Raw genomic sequence first — 15,006 nt, forward strand, 5'->3', positions numbered from 1 at the left:
GGATAGCGTATAATAAGATCACTATGCCAATCGGCAAGCTAGACCGACAGCGGGGAGGCCGGGCCATGTTTTTCTATTCGTTCAGAAACCGTTTGATCGCGTTATTCGTGCTGCTGCTGGTCGTCGCCTTCGGCGCCATGGCTTACATGCTCTTCGACCAGTCGCGCGCCATTATTCGATCGTATATCGAATCGTCCGCTTTGGAGAAGATGGATGAATACGCTTCCTTCATCGACATGGCGACGACGCAAATTTACGACTTGTCATCGCTTGTGTTCAACAGCGACGCCGTGCAGACTTGGGATCATATCATGTCCGATCCGGCTGCGGGCGAAACGGACAAGGTGCTGGCCAACCTGGCGGTCAGCCAGTTCTTGACGAGAGCGACGAACAGCTATTCGAGCCTGTCCTCGGTTTCGCTGTACCGCAAAGAAGGCGTATGGGTGTCCTCCGACAATCAAGTCGTTGCCGACGGGACGTTCCGGCAGGACAGGTGGTTTACGGATTTGGTCGGGAAGGGCGAGCATTGGACTTCGGCCCATCGGGACAGGGTGGAGGCCAGCCGCTCCAAACCATATCAGGTCGTCAGCCTGGCGATGCCGATCGGTACGTTCGACCCGGTGACGTCCAAGGCGGTCATGAAGGTCAATGTCAGCGCGGAATTTTTGCTGGAGCCTCTGAACCGCATTCATCTTGGGGATAAAGGGACGATTTACTTGCTCGATAACGAAGGGAAGCCGATGCTGGGGCAAGCGTACGGGGTAACCGAAGAGGGAATCGCGATAATGGAGCGCATCCGTTCGTCCCGCAGCCCTCAAGGCGTCGAGTATTTGGATAACGCCGACGGCAGTTCGGATATTATCGTGTATAAGAAGCTGAAGAAAAACAATTGGCTGCTCGTCGGGTTCGTACCGGAAGGCGATTTGTTCGCCAAGCTGCATAAGCTGCGGACGAGCATCCTCCTGTTCGCATCGCTGCTGCTCATCGGGGCGATCGTCACCGCATCGTGGCTGTCCTACGGCATTACGAAACCGCTCTCGATGCTGGCGTCGGCGATGCGCTTCGTGCAGCGCGGCGATTTTGCCGCAGCGGAAGCGCGCATTCCGCCCAGGACGATCGTGCGCAATGAAATCGGCTTCGTCACGTCAACGTTCCGCAACATGGTCGTTCAGCTGCGCCAGCATATCAAGACCGAATTCGAGCTGAAGCTGCTGCGGCAGCAAGCGGAATACAAAGCGCTGCTCATGCAGATCAACCCGCACTTCCTGTTCAACACGCTGGAGCTGCTCAGCAGCCTAACCCTGCAGAAGCGGACGGACGATGCCGTAAGGGTGATTGAATCGCTGGGCAAAATGCTCCGCTTCTCGCTCAAGATCAGCGACGACATCGTAGCCGTGGAGGAAGAGATCAAATATTTGCGGTATTACGTTACGATTCTGCAGACGCGTTTCGGGGACAAGCTGGATATCGATATCGAACGCGATGGGGACCTGCAGCGGCTGCGTGTCGTCAAATTCCTGCTGCAGCCGCTCGTCGAGAATGCGGTGAAGTACAGCTTTCAAGCCCGGAGCATCGCGGTCATTCGAATCGGCGTTCGGCGCGAAGCGGAGCAGCTCGTGTTTACGGTGGCCGACAATGGACCGGGTATGGACGAAACAGCGGTGAATAAGCTGGCGGCCGAAGCCGGCGGCGGCAACGGCATGGAATCCATTCTCATCAGTGCGAACAGGCAAATCGGCCTTCGCAACGTACTGGCACGCGGCAAAATTTATTACGGCGCACGCTTCAGCTTCTCGATCGATACGGCCCCGGGCCAAGGAACGCGCATCGAGCTGAGACTGCCTATACAGGAGGGATCGCAGGATGTACCGCTATCGGGTATTGATCGTTGACGACGAGCCGGAAATCCGGATGGGACACCGCTTGAAGGTCGATTGGGAGGAGCTGGGCATGACCGTAGCGGGCGAAGCGTCGAACGGGATGGAGGCGCTGGAGCTGCTGGAGAGCGAGCCGTTCGATATTGCCCTGGTCGATATGAACATGCCGGTGATGGGCGGCGTCTCGTTGATGGAAGCATGCCGCGAGCGGTATCCGCATCTGAAGCTGATCGTCATTACCGGCTACGAGGACTTCCACTATGCGAAAGCGGCGCTGCACAGCAAGGCGGTCAGCTATTTGCTGAAGCCGGTCTCCCGCGACGAGTTGAGCGAAGCCCTCGGCCAGCTGAAGGAGCGTCTCGATGCGGAGCGCAAAGCCAGAGAGGAGAGCCGTACGGCGCAGTGGAGGCTGTCGCAATATTACAAGGAGATGAAGGAGCACTTCCTTCTGCACGTGGTGAAGGAGCCGCTGGAGCAGGAGCGGATCATTCGCGAGCGCGCCCGGATGTTCGAGCTGGAGGATTGGGACGATCGGACCGTCCGGTTCGTCACCGTCGGATTGCGGGAACAGCCTGCGGCAGGCGCCCGGCAAGGCGAAGAAGGCCTGGTGCGGGCGATGCGGCTGCCGTTCGAGCTGATCAGCAGGGAATTCGCGGCGGAATTCGCCGCTGCGGTCCAGACGTATCGGGATCCGTATTATCCGGGCTTAATGCACTTTATTATCGAAAATGATACGTCCGCCCTTCACAGCTTCCAAAGCGAGCTGTCCCTGACGATTAAGGAACGCGTCCGTCTGGAGCCGGTCATCGGGATCGGCGAGCCGGTGCGCGGCTTCACCGCGTGGAAGGCAGGGGCGCTGTCTTCGCTGGCAGCATGGAGCATGGCGGAGACGGGGGCGCGCGGCAGCGAGCGGGGCGCGGGGACCGGAAGCGCCGCCGGAGCAGCCGGAGGCATGGCGGTGCGGGATGACGGCAGGCCGGTGCTCGCCGAAGAGACGGCGCTGCTGCTCCAGCGCCTGCTGCAGCGCGGCGAGCTGGAAGCCTACGAGCAGACGGCCCGCCATGAGCTGGCTCGCGCCCATAAGGAAACGAAGAGCCGCTTCGTGAAGCTGATATTTCAGCTGTACATGCAGCTTGATGCGGCGGCGAGGGAATCCGGTTCGACGCTGCAGACCGGAGAGGAGCTGTGGCTGCGGCCGGATCTCGTGCTGGAGCTGGACTCCGCCGACCAAGCCGCCGGCTTCCTCGTCAGCCTGGCCCGCCGAATGGGCCGCGGCGCCGGTGATGCCGATCCGGCCGATCCCGAACGCTCCGCGATCGAGGCGGCCAAGCAATATATTCAAGATCACTATATGATGGATATTCATCTGGGCATGCTGGCGGACAAGTTCAAGTACAACGCCTCGTATTTCTCCGAGCTGTTCAAATCGAAGGTGGGCGTGACGTTCATCCAGTTCCTGACGGAAGTACGGATGGCCCAGGCGGTACGCCTGTTAGAGGAGACGGAGCTGGGCCTCTGGGATATCGCCGAGCTGACCGGCTTCTCCAATCCGAGCTACTTCAGCTCCAAGTTTAAGAAAATGTACGGCACCTCCCCCTCCGAATTCCGGCAGCGGGCATCTAAAAAAAATGATACCGAACAGCCGAAAAAATAGCATTCATCGCAGCGGTCCGATTCCTTATGCTAGAAGCAGGAATTCACCCTTGTACTTCCGGAAAGGAGAGGACCGGCATGAAAGCAGCGAAGACATCGGGCCTATGGCGGCAGAACGGCACTGCATACTTGTTCCTGCTGCCCTGGCTGGTCGGATTTTTTTGCCTGACGCTCGGGCCGATGCTTGGCTCACTGTATTTATCGCTCACCAAATTCAATCTCCTCAATTCACCCACATGGCTCGGACTGGACAATTATGTGCAGATTTTTACCGATGATCCGTCGTTTACGAATTCGCTGAAGGTCACCTTCCAATATGTGCTGTTCTCCGTACCGCTGCGGCTGTTCTTCGCTTTGCTCGTAGCGATGGCGCTCAATCAGGGGATACGGGCGCTCGGGCTGTACCGGACGGTGTATTACATTCCCTCCCTGCTCGGCGGAAGCGTCGCGATTGCGATCGTGTGGCGGAACATTTTCGATGGGGGCGGGCTGCTCAACAAGTTTCTGTCGTGGTTCGGCGTGGAAGGGCCGGCGTGGATATCCAATCCGGATACCGTGATGTCGACGATCGTAACGCTTGCGGTGTGGCAGTTCGGCTCGGCGATGATCATTTTCCTGGCCGGGCTCAAGCAAATTCCCGCCGATCTGTACGAGGCTTCGGAGGTGGACGGGGCGAGCAAGCTGCGCCAGTTTCTGCGCATCACGCTGCCGATGCTGTCGCCGGTCATTTTCTTCAACCTGATCATGAGCATCATCAATTCGTTCCAGGTGTTCACGCCGGGCTATGTGATCGGGGACGGGCGCGGCGGTCCGATCGACTCCACGCTGTTTTACACGCTGTACTTGTATCTGAAGGGATTCGCGTTCTTCGATATGGGGTACGCTTCGGCGCTGGCCTGGATCATGCTGGTCATTATCGCGGCGTTTACCGGGATCGTCTTCCTCACTTCGAAGTATTGGGTATTTTACGGCGACGGCAAGGATGAAAGGGGATGACACGCGGCATGCAGATGAACAACAAACTCGGTGCGGCTGTAGTAAGGCATACACTCATTATCGCGCTCGGCCTGCTCATGATGTATCCCGTCGTATGGCTGCTCGCCTCGTCGTTCAAGCCGAACGATGAAATTTTCGCTCAGCCCGGGCTGTGGCCGCAGACGTTTACGCTCGACAACTACATTCAAGGCTGGAAGGGTCTGCAAAATATTTCGTTCGCCACGTTCTTCGCCAACTCGCTGAACATTTCCGTCCTGTCCGTGCTCGGCAATATCGTGACGTGCTCGCTGGCGGCGTTCGCCTTCGCCCGGCTGGAATTCAAGTTCAAGAAGCTGTGGTTCAGCCTCATGCTGGTGACGATTATGCTGCCGTATCATGTCACGCTTGTGCCGCAGTACATTTTGTACAACAACTTCGGCTGGATCAATTCGATTTTGCCGCTTGTCGTGCCCAAATGGCTCGCTCACGATTCGTTCTTCATCCTGCTGATGGTGCAGTTCATCCGGGGCATTCCGAAGGAATTGGATGAAAGCGCTACGATCGACGGCTGCGGCCAAGCCCAGATTTATATGCGCATCATCGTACCGCTGCTGGTGCCGGCTCTGATTACGACGGCGATCTTCACGTTCATTTGGACGTGGGACGATTTCTTCTCGCAAATGATTTATTTGAACCATGTGAAGCTGTTCACCGTGCAGCTGGGCATCCGCTCGCTGTTCGATCCGTCCGGCGAATCGGATTGGGGCGCGCTGCTGGCGATGTCCGTGCTCTCGCTCGTGCCGATCATGGCCGTGTTCCTGGCGTTCCAGCGCTACTTCCTGAACGGCATTGCGACGACGGGGCTGAAGTGAGCAGGGGCGGTTTAGGTGATACCGAAGAACCGGAACCCGAAAAAATTATCAGGCACCTGCCAAAAGATTCACATTCAAGCTGTAAGCGGTTTCGATTACGATGAAAGCAAGCAAACGAACCAACCAGCACTCATTCAATCATACCTAGGGGGAAGACGAATGCGGAAAACATGGTTAGGCGCAGCGATGGCGGTTATGGTAACGGCGGCAACGGCTTGCGGCGGAGGCGGCAGTGCCGGTAATGGCGGGGGAAGCAGCGATAGTGCGGCTCCTAACGCGGCGGCGGGCGGCGCTCAGGCGAAGGCGGAGCAGGTGGAGCTCCGCGTCATGTGGTGGGGCGACCAGAAGCGGGCGGACAAGACGAATCAAGTGCTTCGCAAATTTGAAGAGAAGTATCCGAACATTAAAGTGACGGGCGAATTCTCCCCGCAATCGGGCTACTTCGATAAGCTGAACACGCAGCTCGCTTCCGGCACGGCACCGGATCTATTTTTCCTCGGCGGTAACGTAGTCGATTATGCGAACAAAGGCGTTCTTCTCGACCTAGGTCCGTACGTAGGTAAAGAACTTGACCTGACGGACATGGACAAAGGGATGGTCGAATACGGCACGTTCGGCGGCAAGCTGCAGCATATATCGGCCGGTGCAAACGCACGCGGGATTGTCGTCAATACGGAAATGTTCAAGAAGGCCGGCATGCCGGTGCCTCAGGACGGCTGGACTTGGGACGATTACGCACGAATCAGCAAGGAGCTTGCGACGAAGCTGGGCAAGGGCTTCTATGGCAGCTACGATATGACTGTAGACGGGATGGACATTTCGCTCAAGCAGCGCGGCAAGCAGCTGTACGATATGGCCGGCGGCAAGCTGGGCTTCGAGCAGGCTGACGCCGAGCCGTGGTTCATGTACTGGAACGAACTTCGCAAGGCGGGCGGGGTCGTGCCGATGGACCAGCAAGTATCCAACCCTCCGGGGGATACGAGCAAATCGCTGATCGTGACCGGCAAGGTGGCGATGAGCTTGATTCCTTCCAACCAGTTCGCGGCTCATCAGAACTTGATCAAGGACCAGCTGACGATGGTGCAGGTGCCGCGCGGGCCGAAGGGGACCGGTGTCGTATTCGAGTCGTCGCAGGGCATGTCCGGCTATAACAAGACGAAGCATCCGAAGGAAGTCGCGCAGCTGATGAATTTCTGGATCAACGATCCGGAGGTTGCCAAGATTCTCGGCAACGACCGCGGCGTGCCGGTGACGTCGAAGATGCGCGAGCTGCTGAAGAAGGAAGCGTCGCCGCTGGATCAAATCGTGTACGACTACACGAGCCGCGTCTCCGAAGCCACGCTTAAGGAGCCGGTGAAGGTGAGCTACAACCCTCCGGGCTTCACCGAGTATTCCAAGCTGGCCGATACGACGGTGCAGGAAATTGCATTCGGCAAGAAGGATGTGCAGAAGGGTGTGGCGGATTTCTACGCCGGCGTCGTGAAAATCTTTAACAACAATAAATAATTGCGAGGATGGGCTGCCTGGGCAGCCCGTTCGCATTCTAGGAGGCGGATGGCGATGACGGAACGTGTGCTGCTGGAGAAGCTGCGGAGGAAGGATGTGCGATCGGCTGTCGGGGAGCTGGGCAAGCCGGAGGATGAGCAGGCGCTGGAGGAATGGATGCGGTCGGGCGTGAAGTTCGCCGCGTCTTCGGCGAAGTTCGAGCAGATGTACGATAGGGCGGTGCGCAAGCTGCTGGACTGCATCGTGCCGATGCTCGGTCTGGAGCCGGTGCTGCACGAGGGCGGCATCTATTTGGGCTGCTGGCTGGAAAGTACGGGGACGATTAACGCGGAGCGTCTTGCGCGGTTTGTGCCGTCAGTGTCGCAGCGGTCGTTCCGGCTGTTCAGCGATTTCCAGCGCGACGACGGGCTGATGCCGTACAAGGTGACGGAGCATGGACCGGCCTACCGGCAAATTCAGATGGTGACACCGCTCGCCCGCAGCGTCTGGAACCATTACGCGCTGAACGGGAGGGACCGGAATTTCCTGGCGGCGATGTACAAGGCGATGGAGCGGCAGGACGCATGGCTGGCGGCGCACCGGAATACCCGGGGCTCCGGCGGTGTCGAGGCGTTCGGCACGTTCGATACCGGCCATGATTTGTCGCCGCGCTTCTGGCACGTGCCGGACACGCCGCACCGCGGCGATGCGGGCCGCTGCGACCCGAATTCGCCGATCCTGCCGTTCATTGCGCCGGACTTGACGGCGAACGTCTACTGCCAGCGCTTGTACTTGGCCCGTATGGCGGAAGAGCTCGGGCTGGGCGAGAATATCGCTGCAAGCTGGCGGGAGAAGGCGCGGCAGAGCGAGCGCAGCCTGTTCGAGTACTGCTACGATGCGGACGACGGGTTCTTCTACGACCTGGACCGTAACGGCGAGCATGTGCGGGTGCAATCCGACGTGCTGCTGCGCGTGCTCGGCTGCGAGGTCGGCGACAGGCGCTTCTTCGATACGGCGCTGCGGCGGTATTTGCTGAACACGAGGAAATTTTTCGCCAAGTATCCGTTCCCGTCGATTGCGATGGACGATCCGCGGTTCGATCCGTTCACGAGCTACAACAGCTGGGCCGGACCGTCCAACTTCCTGAGCCTGATCCGCACGCCGCACGCCTTCGAGCATCACGGGCGCTATGTGGAGCTGAGCTGGGTTCTGCAGCCGATCCTGTCGGCGATGAACCGGATGACCCGCTTCGGGCAAACGCTCAGCCCGTGGACCGGTGCGGAAGGCTTTACGGAAACGTACTCGCCGGCGATCCTGTGCGTCCTCGATTTCGTCGAGCGGATGAGCGGGATTATGCCGACGCCGGAGGGCGAGCTGTGGTTCACGGGCATGACGCCGTATCCGATGGATCACGGGGAAGAGGTCGCGGACGAGACGGCTTATGCGCGTACGGTGGACGGCGTCGTTTTCGAGCTCGTGAATACGTCGGAGCAGTCCGTGGTATACCGGGACGGGGAGGAGCATCTGCGGTTCCCGCGCGGGCTAAGAGCGGTCACGGATCGAAGCGGGCGGCTGACCGGCTTGATCGGGATGACGGTGAGCCCGGTCGAGGGCAAGATTGTCTGGGAAGGCCGCAGCTACGCGGCTTCGGTAAAGGGCAACGAGCGCGTCGAGCTCGCCGGCGGCGGGGAGTTCGCCAGCGTGCACGATATCGGCATTGTGTATCCGACTTATCGATAGGAGGCAGGAGAGGTTATGGCGCTGAAAAACGACGAGGTGCAAATCCGCGATCCGTTCATCGTTCCTGTGGAGAGCGAAGGCCGTTATTACATGTTCGGCAGCACGGACAAGAACATTTGGGGGAAAGGGTCAGGCTTCGACTACTATGTCAGCTCCGATCTGCAGCTGTGGGACGGCCCGTTCCCGGCTTTCCGCCCGGACGAGTCGTTCTTCGCCGACAACAATTTTTGGGCGCCGGAGGTGTACGCCTACGGCGGGCGCTGGTACATGTTCGCTACGTTCCGGCGGAGGGACAACCATCTGCTCGGTACGGCGGTGCTGGCGGCGGACGCCTTGACCGGCCCGTTCTGTCTCGTCAGCGAAGGACCGGTAACGCCGCGCGATTGGAGCTCGCTCGACGGGACGCTCTTCATCGACGATGAGAATCGGCCGTGGATGGTGTTCTGCCATGAATGGCAGCAGATCGGCGACGGCGAGGTGTGCGCGATGCGGCTCTCGGATGATCTGAAGGAACCGGCCGGGGAGCCGGTAACGCTCTTCAGCGCTTCGCAGGCTCCGTGGACGACGCCGATTCAATCGCCGAAGTTTCCGAGGCCGGACAATTATGTCACCGACGGCCCGTTCCTGCATCGAATGCCGAACGGAGAACTCATCATGCTGTGGGCCAGTTTCATTGACGGTGCGTATGCGCAGGGCGTGGCGCGGTCGGCCACCGGGCTCGTCACCGGACCGTGGGTGCAAGAGCCGGAGGCGCTGTTCCGCAGCGACGGCGGGCATGGCATGATTTTCCGGACGTTCGAGGGGAAGCTGATGCTGACGATTCATACGCCGAACAAGACGCCGCTGGAGCGTCCGATTTTCCTGGAGCTGCGGGCGGATGAAGGAAAGCTGTCGGTGGCAGGAAAATAGTGGCGGATTTCCCAGTCAACAATTCGAAAATTAACCATTGGTATGGACAAAAACGCCGCCTCCCGGTAAGATAGTTCTGATTAATTGGAATATTGGAGGCGCATCATGAGCAACTCTACATCGAAGAAGAAGGAACGATTTACGTCATCAGGCTTTATTTTGGCAGCTATCGGCAGCGCGGTCGGGCTCGGCAATATGTGGAAGTTTCCTTATATTACGGGCAAGCACGGCGGGGCTGCATTTTTCCTGTTGTTCATTGTCTGTTTGCTGCTGGTAGGATTGCCGATATTGCTGGCGGAGATGACAATCGGACGCGGCGGCAGAGGGAGCGCTTCCAGCTCGTTCTACAACTTGTCCGGCAACAAATTTTGGGGATTTCTCGGCTTCTTGTCCGTATTAACCCCTTTCCTGATCATGTCCTATTATGCGGTCGTAGCGGGGTGGACGCTGCACTATGCGGTCCAATCGTTCGGCGGCGCCCTAAACGGGCAAGGCATCGATTTCAAACAGCAATTTGTCGACTTCGCTGCGAGCGGTATGCCGGTCGTATGGCAGGCTGTCGTTATGGTCATCTGCGGAGGGGTCATTGCTAAAGGGGTATCCGGCGGGATTGAGAAATTTAACAAAATTTTGATTCCCGGCTTTCTGATCATCCTGATCGTCCTTATGGTGCGATCCGTTTCGCTGCCTGGTGCGGCTGCCGGGATCGAATTTTTTCTGAAGCCGGACTTCGCCAAGCTGGATGCGGAATCCGCGCTCGTGGCACTGGGGCACGCGTTCTTCTCGCTTTCGTTAGGCATGGGGATCATGATTACGTATGGCTCCTATGTCGAGAAACAGCAGTCGCTCGGGAAGGCGACCTTCGCCATCGGCCTCGGAGACTTGATTTACGCCTTTATCGCAGGCTTGATCATCTTCCCGACCGTATTCTCGTATGGGCTGGAGCCCGGCGAAGGGGTTGGGCTTGCCTTCATGGCCCTGCCTGCCGCATTCGCGCAGATGCCTTTCGGATGGCTGTTCGGGGGCATGTTCTTCCTCCTTCTGGCGATTGCCGCGTTGACATCGGCTGTTTCCATCCTGGAAGTGCCGGTCGCTTATGCGATGCAGAAGTGGCAGTGGAGCCGTAAGAAAGCGGCTGTTATCATTTCTACGGTATGCTTTGTGCTCGGCGTCCCTGCAGCGCTGTCGGTCACGGGTGTTCTGAACTCGTTCCAGCCGGGCGGCAAGACGATCTTCGACTGGTTTGATTTCTCGACTTCTTATGTGCTCATGCCGATTTGCGGTATGGTCGTCACACTGTTTACAGGATACGCGTGGAAGCGGGCCGGGGAAGAGGCCGGGCTGAAGGGCTTCGGCTATAAGCTGTGGATGGTCCTGCTGAGGTTCGTGTCGCCTGTTTTGATTTTGCTGATCTTCTTGTATTCCGTCGGCATTATTTCGGTGTAGGAGTTACGGGCAGTTGAAGCTGGATTCGCGTGAGCGGAATATAGAGAAGCCGGTCCCTTTGGGGAGCCGGCTTGTTTTTCATTTCATTTTTTAGATGTGGACCATTCTTCTTGAAGATGAACGTAAGGGTTAGGGCTTTTGTCCAATGTCAAAACCGTATCGATCAGCCTGAAATGGGAGTGATTTGTGTGACTTTTCGTCTGAAAGTATTCGATGTTAACTTTTATTCGTAAGCCTCGGATTGCCGCCATTTCGAGTCGCCGCATTTTTTCACCCCATTGCGAAAACCAAATGCCGTCTCCTTCCGTCTAATCCATGTAAAGGAGGGAACGCCCCGCATATGACCATCGAAGAGCAAGTCCGGGCGGCTCAGCTCGGCGACGATGAAGCGTTCCACGCACTGATCAGCATGGACCGGGAGAGGCTGTATCGGATCGCTTATGCCTATCTCCGCAATGAAATCGAAGCGCTGGAGGCGCTGCAGGAGACGACTTGCCGGGCTTACATGAAGCTTCGGAAGCTGAAGGAGCCGCGGTATTTTCACACATGGCTGATTCGCATCCTGATCAACTATTGTATAGACGAACAAAAGCGCTGCCGCAAAACGATGCCGCTTACCCATCCCGCCGAGCAGCCCGTCCACGAGACCCCGGCGCTGGATGCCAAGCTGGATATGGAGCTGGCTATTGAGCGGCTGCCTCCCAAGTACCGGCATGTCATTATTTTGAAATATTATCAGGACATGACGCTCACGGATATTGCGGAGCTGCTGGAGAAGCCGGAGGGAACGGTCAAGACGTGGTTGCACAAAGCGCTGAAGCAGCTTAAAGGGGATTTCGGAAAGGAGGAGTACGAATATGTTTGATCAGCAGGAACTTACACCGTTCCAGGAAAATGTAACTCTGCCGCCGCCGGAGCAGCTGGAGCTGCATATTCGACACGGTATCGCGCAAGCGAAGCAAATGACCGAACAGCGGCGCCGGCGCCGCAAGCTGACCTGGCTATCGGGAGCGGCGGCGGTATGCCTGGTCCTGCTGCTTGCGATCACGGTTCGCGTATCTCCGGCATTCGCCTCGGCGCTAGGGGAAGTACCGGGCCTGCAGCTGTTCGTCAAGCTGGTGCAAGGCACGTCCGATCAGGGCATTAAACTGGCGGTCGGTAACGACTTTGTGCAGAGCGTTGGGGTTACCGACGAGAAAGCGGACGCGTCCTTCACGGTGGAGGGGATTGTCGCGGATGAGTCCAGAGTCGTAGTTTTCTATGCGATGCGGGCTAAGGATTCCGGCAAGCGGGTCAGGCTGGATAGGCCGGAGGTGAGAGATGCGTCGGGTAACCGTCTGCCAACCTCCATCAGCTGGGGAGATCCCCGGGAGCTGGAACTGAACGGGACCAAGAAGTCCGACGGCTTGCAGCGGGGGCTGATCGATATCCAAGTCGCGAGCGGAGGCAGCTTGCCGGATCAGATCGTCTATCATGCGGACTACAGACTGGAAAATGTCGCTGCAGAGCCGAAAATGGTTCGAGCAGGAGACACGGATCCATTTCTGAGTGCGCCTCCAGGACGGACGGAAGCTGCAGGTACGGCTTCGTTTGAAGTGACGATCCCGATTGATAAAGCAAGGTTTGCCAGTATGAAGCGAACGTATGATTTGGACCACTGGGTCGAAGCTGACGGGCAGCGTATCCATTTCACCAAAGCAACGGTCAATCCGCTTCGTATTGCAGTAGAGATGGAGTACGATTCCGCGAATACGATGCAAATTTTCGATTCCGTCGATATGCGGCTTACCGATGAGCGCGGCACCGTATGGAGATCGATAGGGGGAAGCTCCAGCGGTGCGAACCGGGATATCGTGTATTTTGAGAGCACGTATTTTCATACGGGGAAGGAGCTATACCTGGAGGGCAAGCGGTTCCGGGCGCTCGATAAAGAACGGGCCGAGGTTGTCGTCAACACCGATACCGCCGAGCTGCTGCGGGCTCCGGATGAGAAGCTGTCTCTGGAGGAGGTGTCGCAAACGGACCGCTACACGAGAATCAGCTTCAAGCTGAAGGGGATCGAGGAAGGCGATAACATGGGCTATACCGTGCTGGAAGGCCAGTTCAAGGATGCGAGCGGAAACTTGCATCAGACCGGTAATTTCGGCGGTGTTGTCTCTTCGTGGACAGCTGGCAATCAGGATGAGCAAACCCACTTTGTATACCTGAACAATGAAACGTATCCACAGCCGCTTACCTTCCCGGTATATAACTATCCAAGTTATTTGGAGGTGCCGTTTCGGATTCGGATCGAGTAGCGGTCTGCGAGCGGGGGCAGGGCGGAGAACTCCGCCTCCGTTAAGCGCTACGCAGCCGGCAAAGTGACGCCGCTTGTTATGCAGCCTTCATCCCGGAGTCCCGGTTGTCATCGCTGCGTTCGAACAAGGCATATGATGGGTAATAACCTACTTGAAGAGGAGCTGCATGACAATGCCTATTTCATCCGGTACCCATCTGCTGTATACCGTTCGGCCGGGGGACAGCTTGTTCACGATTGCGGGGCAATTAGGCACAAACGTACAGTCGCTGGTGCAGATCAACTCCTTGTATCCACCTGTGACCGAGCCGGACCGGCTTCTTCCCGGCCAAGTGCTGCTGGCCCGATTGCCGGGTATGGCGGAGCAGAGCTCCGTTCTGTATCAAGTTCAGCCCGGGGATACGCTGTATCGGATCGCCGAACGGTTTTCCCTAAGCGCCGACATGCTGGCTGCATTGAACCAGATCCAGCAGCCGGACCTTCTCCAAGCCGCCAGACTGCTCTACATTGGCGCCTACGCGTATGAAGTGCAGCAGGGAGACTCCCTGTATGAGATCTCCCGGCGTTTCGGAGTTACGATGAGCGAACTAATTCGCGCCAACTTGAACCGGCCAGGCTTATCGCCCGATGTAGTGTATCCCGGGGTCCGTCTGGTCGTCCCGCTTCCGTCCTCGACGAATATCATCGTATTTCAGCCGATGCCCGGCACGAGGCTTGCCCCCGGCACGCATCTGACCGGCAGGGCTCGCGTGTTCGAAGCGACGGTAAATTACCAAATTCGGGATGCGTTGGGGCGGATCGTTGCGCGGGAACGGGCTGCCACGGCTTCACAAGGAGCACCGGCATTCGGTCATTTCGACGTACAGCTCCAATTCGACCAAGCGCCCTCTGCGCCAACCGGCAGTTTGACTGTGTACACACGAAGCGCCAACGACGGCAGCATTCAAGATTTGGTGGAGGTTCCGGTGGTATTTTCATAGGATGAGGGTTAGCTTATTTGATGGCAAATTGAGGGGCAAGATGATGTTCAGCGTGTATGCACGGGGCAACGCGCTTGCCGCCATGTAGAGAGGTCCGTTCCTGGCTCAGGGGCGGACTGTTTTTGTGAGAGAAACATTCCGCAGGGAGTTTGTTTCATTACGCGCTGGGTGGTAAGGTGGTTTGCTAGAAGGAGCGTCGAACAGTCGTGCAGGAAATCCTCCCCCTAATTTATTGAAATCGCTCTGAAAAACTGATCTAGGCGGAAATCCTCCCTATAATATTGTTGTAAAACCCATTGTATACGCTTTCCCAAGCGTAAAATACGGAGGTTTTCCACCTAAATTACGAATTTCGGCTTTACTCTGAAAATTAGGGCCAGTGTTTCCCTTTACTATTTTGTGGCAACACCCCCTCACCTCAACACAGCAGCCCAAGCAGCTGGCACTGGCACTCCGTTTCTCTTCAGCAATGAGCTAGGGGGGATTTCCAGACTGTCTGGACTAGTGGCAGCTGCCGCCGACCTATCTCACTGGTTGTGCTGGCGCTTAGACCGACGTTCCTCTAGCGGCGTAGCGTAACGTACCGTTCGACGCGGACCTTGACGGACATCGGCTGACAGCGACAGCCGGCCGACCGCTTGCAGCGGAGCGAGCACCTTGCGCCATGTCTCATTTTGGCTCAGCAATATGATCAAAGAAATATAGAAGAAGCACAGCGCCGGACTGGCCGATCAACGCCCCTACGACATAGGCGGTCGTGTGTACGCTAAGCG

At 57.6% G+C, this 15,006-nt stretch carries 12 protein-coding genes; 11 read left to right on the forward strand and 1 reads right to left on the reverse strand.

Annotation, left to right across the window (positions count from 1 at the left end; translation table 11 throughout):
* Positions 1 to 65 precede the first annotated feature (65 nt).
* The 11 genes from ACFFK0_RS24785 to ACFFK0_RS24835 all read left to right on the forward strand — a co-directional run bounded on the left by ACFFK0_RS24785 (position 66) and on the right by ACFFK0_RS24835 (position 14,233).
* Positions 66 to 1,892: a cache domain-containing sensor histidine kinase gene (locus tag ACFFK0_RS24785; RefSeq protein ID WP_377473069.1), complete on the forward strand. Its 1,827-nt coding sequence runs from the start codon at positions 66 to 68 to the stop codon at positions 1,890 to 1,892.
* Entirely contained in the window at positions 1,864 to 3,531 is a 1,668-nt protein-coding gene (locus tag ACFFK0_RS24790; RefSeq protein ID WP_377473070.1) for a response regulator transcription factor, read from the forward strand. The genes ACFFK0_RS24785 and ACFFK0_RS24790 overlap by 29 nt, the downstream gene beginning before the upstream one ends.
* Before the next feature lie 77 nt (positions 3,532 to 3,608).
* Positions 3,609 to 4,526: a carbohydrate ABC transporter permease gene (locus tag ACFFK0_RS24795; protein WP_377473071.1), complete on the forward strand. Its 918-nt coding sequence runs from the start codon at positions 3,609 to 3,611 to the stop codon at positions 4,524 to 4,526.
* Positions 4,523 to 5,377 (forward strand): carbohydrate ABC transporter permease, encoded by an 855-nt coding sequence (locus ACFFK0_RS24800; protein ID WP_377473072.1) that lies wholly within the window; start codon positions 4,523 to 4,525, stop codon positions 5,375 to 5,377. The genes ACFFK0_RS24795 and ACFFK0_RS24800 overlap by 4 nt, the downstream gene beginning before the upstream one ends.
* Positions 5,378 to 5,536: 159 nt before the next feature.
* Positions 5,537 to 6,883: an ABC transporter substrate-binding protein gene (locus ACFFK0_RS24805; protein ID WP_377473073.1), complete on the forward strand. Its 1,347-nt coding sequence runs from the start codon at positions 5,537 to 5,539 to the stop codon at positions 6,881 to 6,883.
* A 54-nt stretch (positions 6,884 to 6,937) separates the two neighbouring features.
* Positions 6,938 to 8,602 carry an MGH1-like glycoside hydrolase domain-containing protein gene (locus tag ACFFK0_RS24810; RefSeq protein ID WP_377473074.1) on the forward strand — a complete coding sequence of 555 codons (1,665 nt, stop codon included), beginning with the start codon at positions 6,938 to 6,940 and terminating at the stop codon, positions 8,600 to 8,602.
* 15 nt (positions 8,603 to 8,617) lie between these two features.
* Complete coding sequence (locus ACFFK0_RS24815; protein WP_377473075.1) at positions 8,618 to 9,511, forward strand: glycoside hydrolase family 43 protein; 894 nt, start codon at positions 8,618 to 8,620, stop codon at positions 9,509 to 9,511.
* Between the two features lie 105 nt (positions 9,512 to 9,616).
* Positions 9,617 to 10,957 (forward strand): sodium-dependent transporter, encoded by a 1,341-nt coding sequence (locus tag ACFFK0_RS24820; RefSeq protein WP_377473076.1) that lies wholly within the window; start codon positions 9,617 to 9,619, stop codon positions 10,955 to 10,957.
* Between the two features lie 340 nt (positions 10,958 to 11,297).
* Complete coding sequence (locus ACFFK0_RS24825; protein WP_377473077.1) at positions 11,298 to 11,822, forward strand: sigma-70 family RNA polymerase sigma factor; 525 nt, start codon at positions 11,298 to 11,300, stop codon at positions 11,820 to 11,822.
* Entirely contained in the window at positions 11,815 to 13,254 is a 1,440-nt protein-coding gene (locus ACFFK0_RS24830) for a DUF4179 domain-containing protein (protein ID WP_377473078.1), read from the forward strand. Before ACFFK0_RS24825 ends, ACFFK0_RS24830 begins: the two co-directional genes overlap by 8 nt.
* A 172-nt stretch (positions 13,255 to 13,426) precedes the next feature.
* Entirely contained in the window at positions 13,427 to 14,233 is an 807-nt protein-coding gene (locus tag ACFFK0_RS24835; RefSeq protein ID WP_377473079.1) for a LysM peptidoglycan-binding domain-containing protein, read from the forward strand.
* A gap of 527 nt (positions 14,234 to 14,760) precedes the next feature.
* Here ACFFK0_RS24835 and ACFFK0_RS24840 read toward each other — a convergent pair.
* Positions 14,761 to 14,949, reverse strand: coding sequence for a DUF418 domain-containing protein (locus tag ACFFK0_RS24840; RefSeq protein WP_377473106.1), 189 nt, complete (start codon positions 14,947 to 14,949; stop codon positions 14,761 to 14,763).
* Positions 14,950 to 15,006: the final 57 nt, after the last annotated feature.

It is taken from the genome of Paenibacillus chartarius, assembly GCF_042432825.1.
GTDB classification, from domain to species: domain Bacteria; phylum Bacillota; class Bacilli; order Paenibacillales; family NBRC-103111; genus Gordoniibacillus; species Gordoniibacillus chartarius.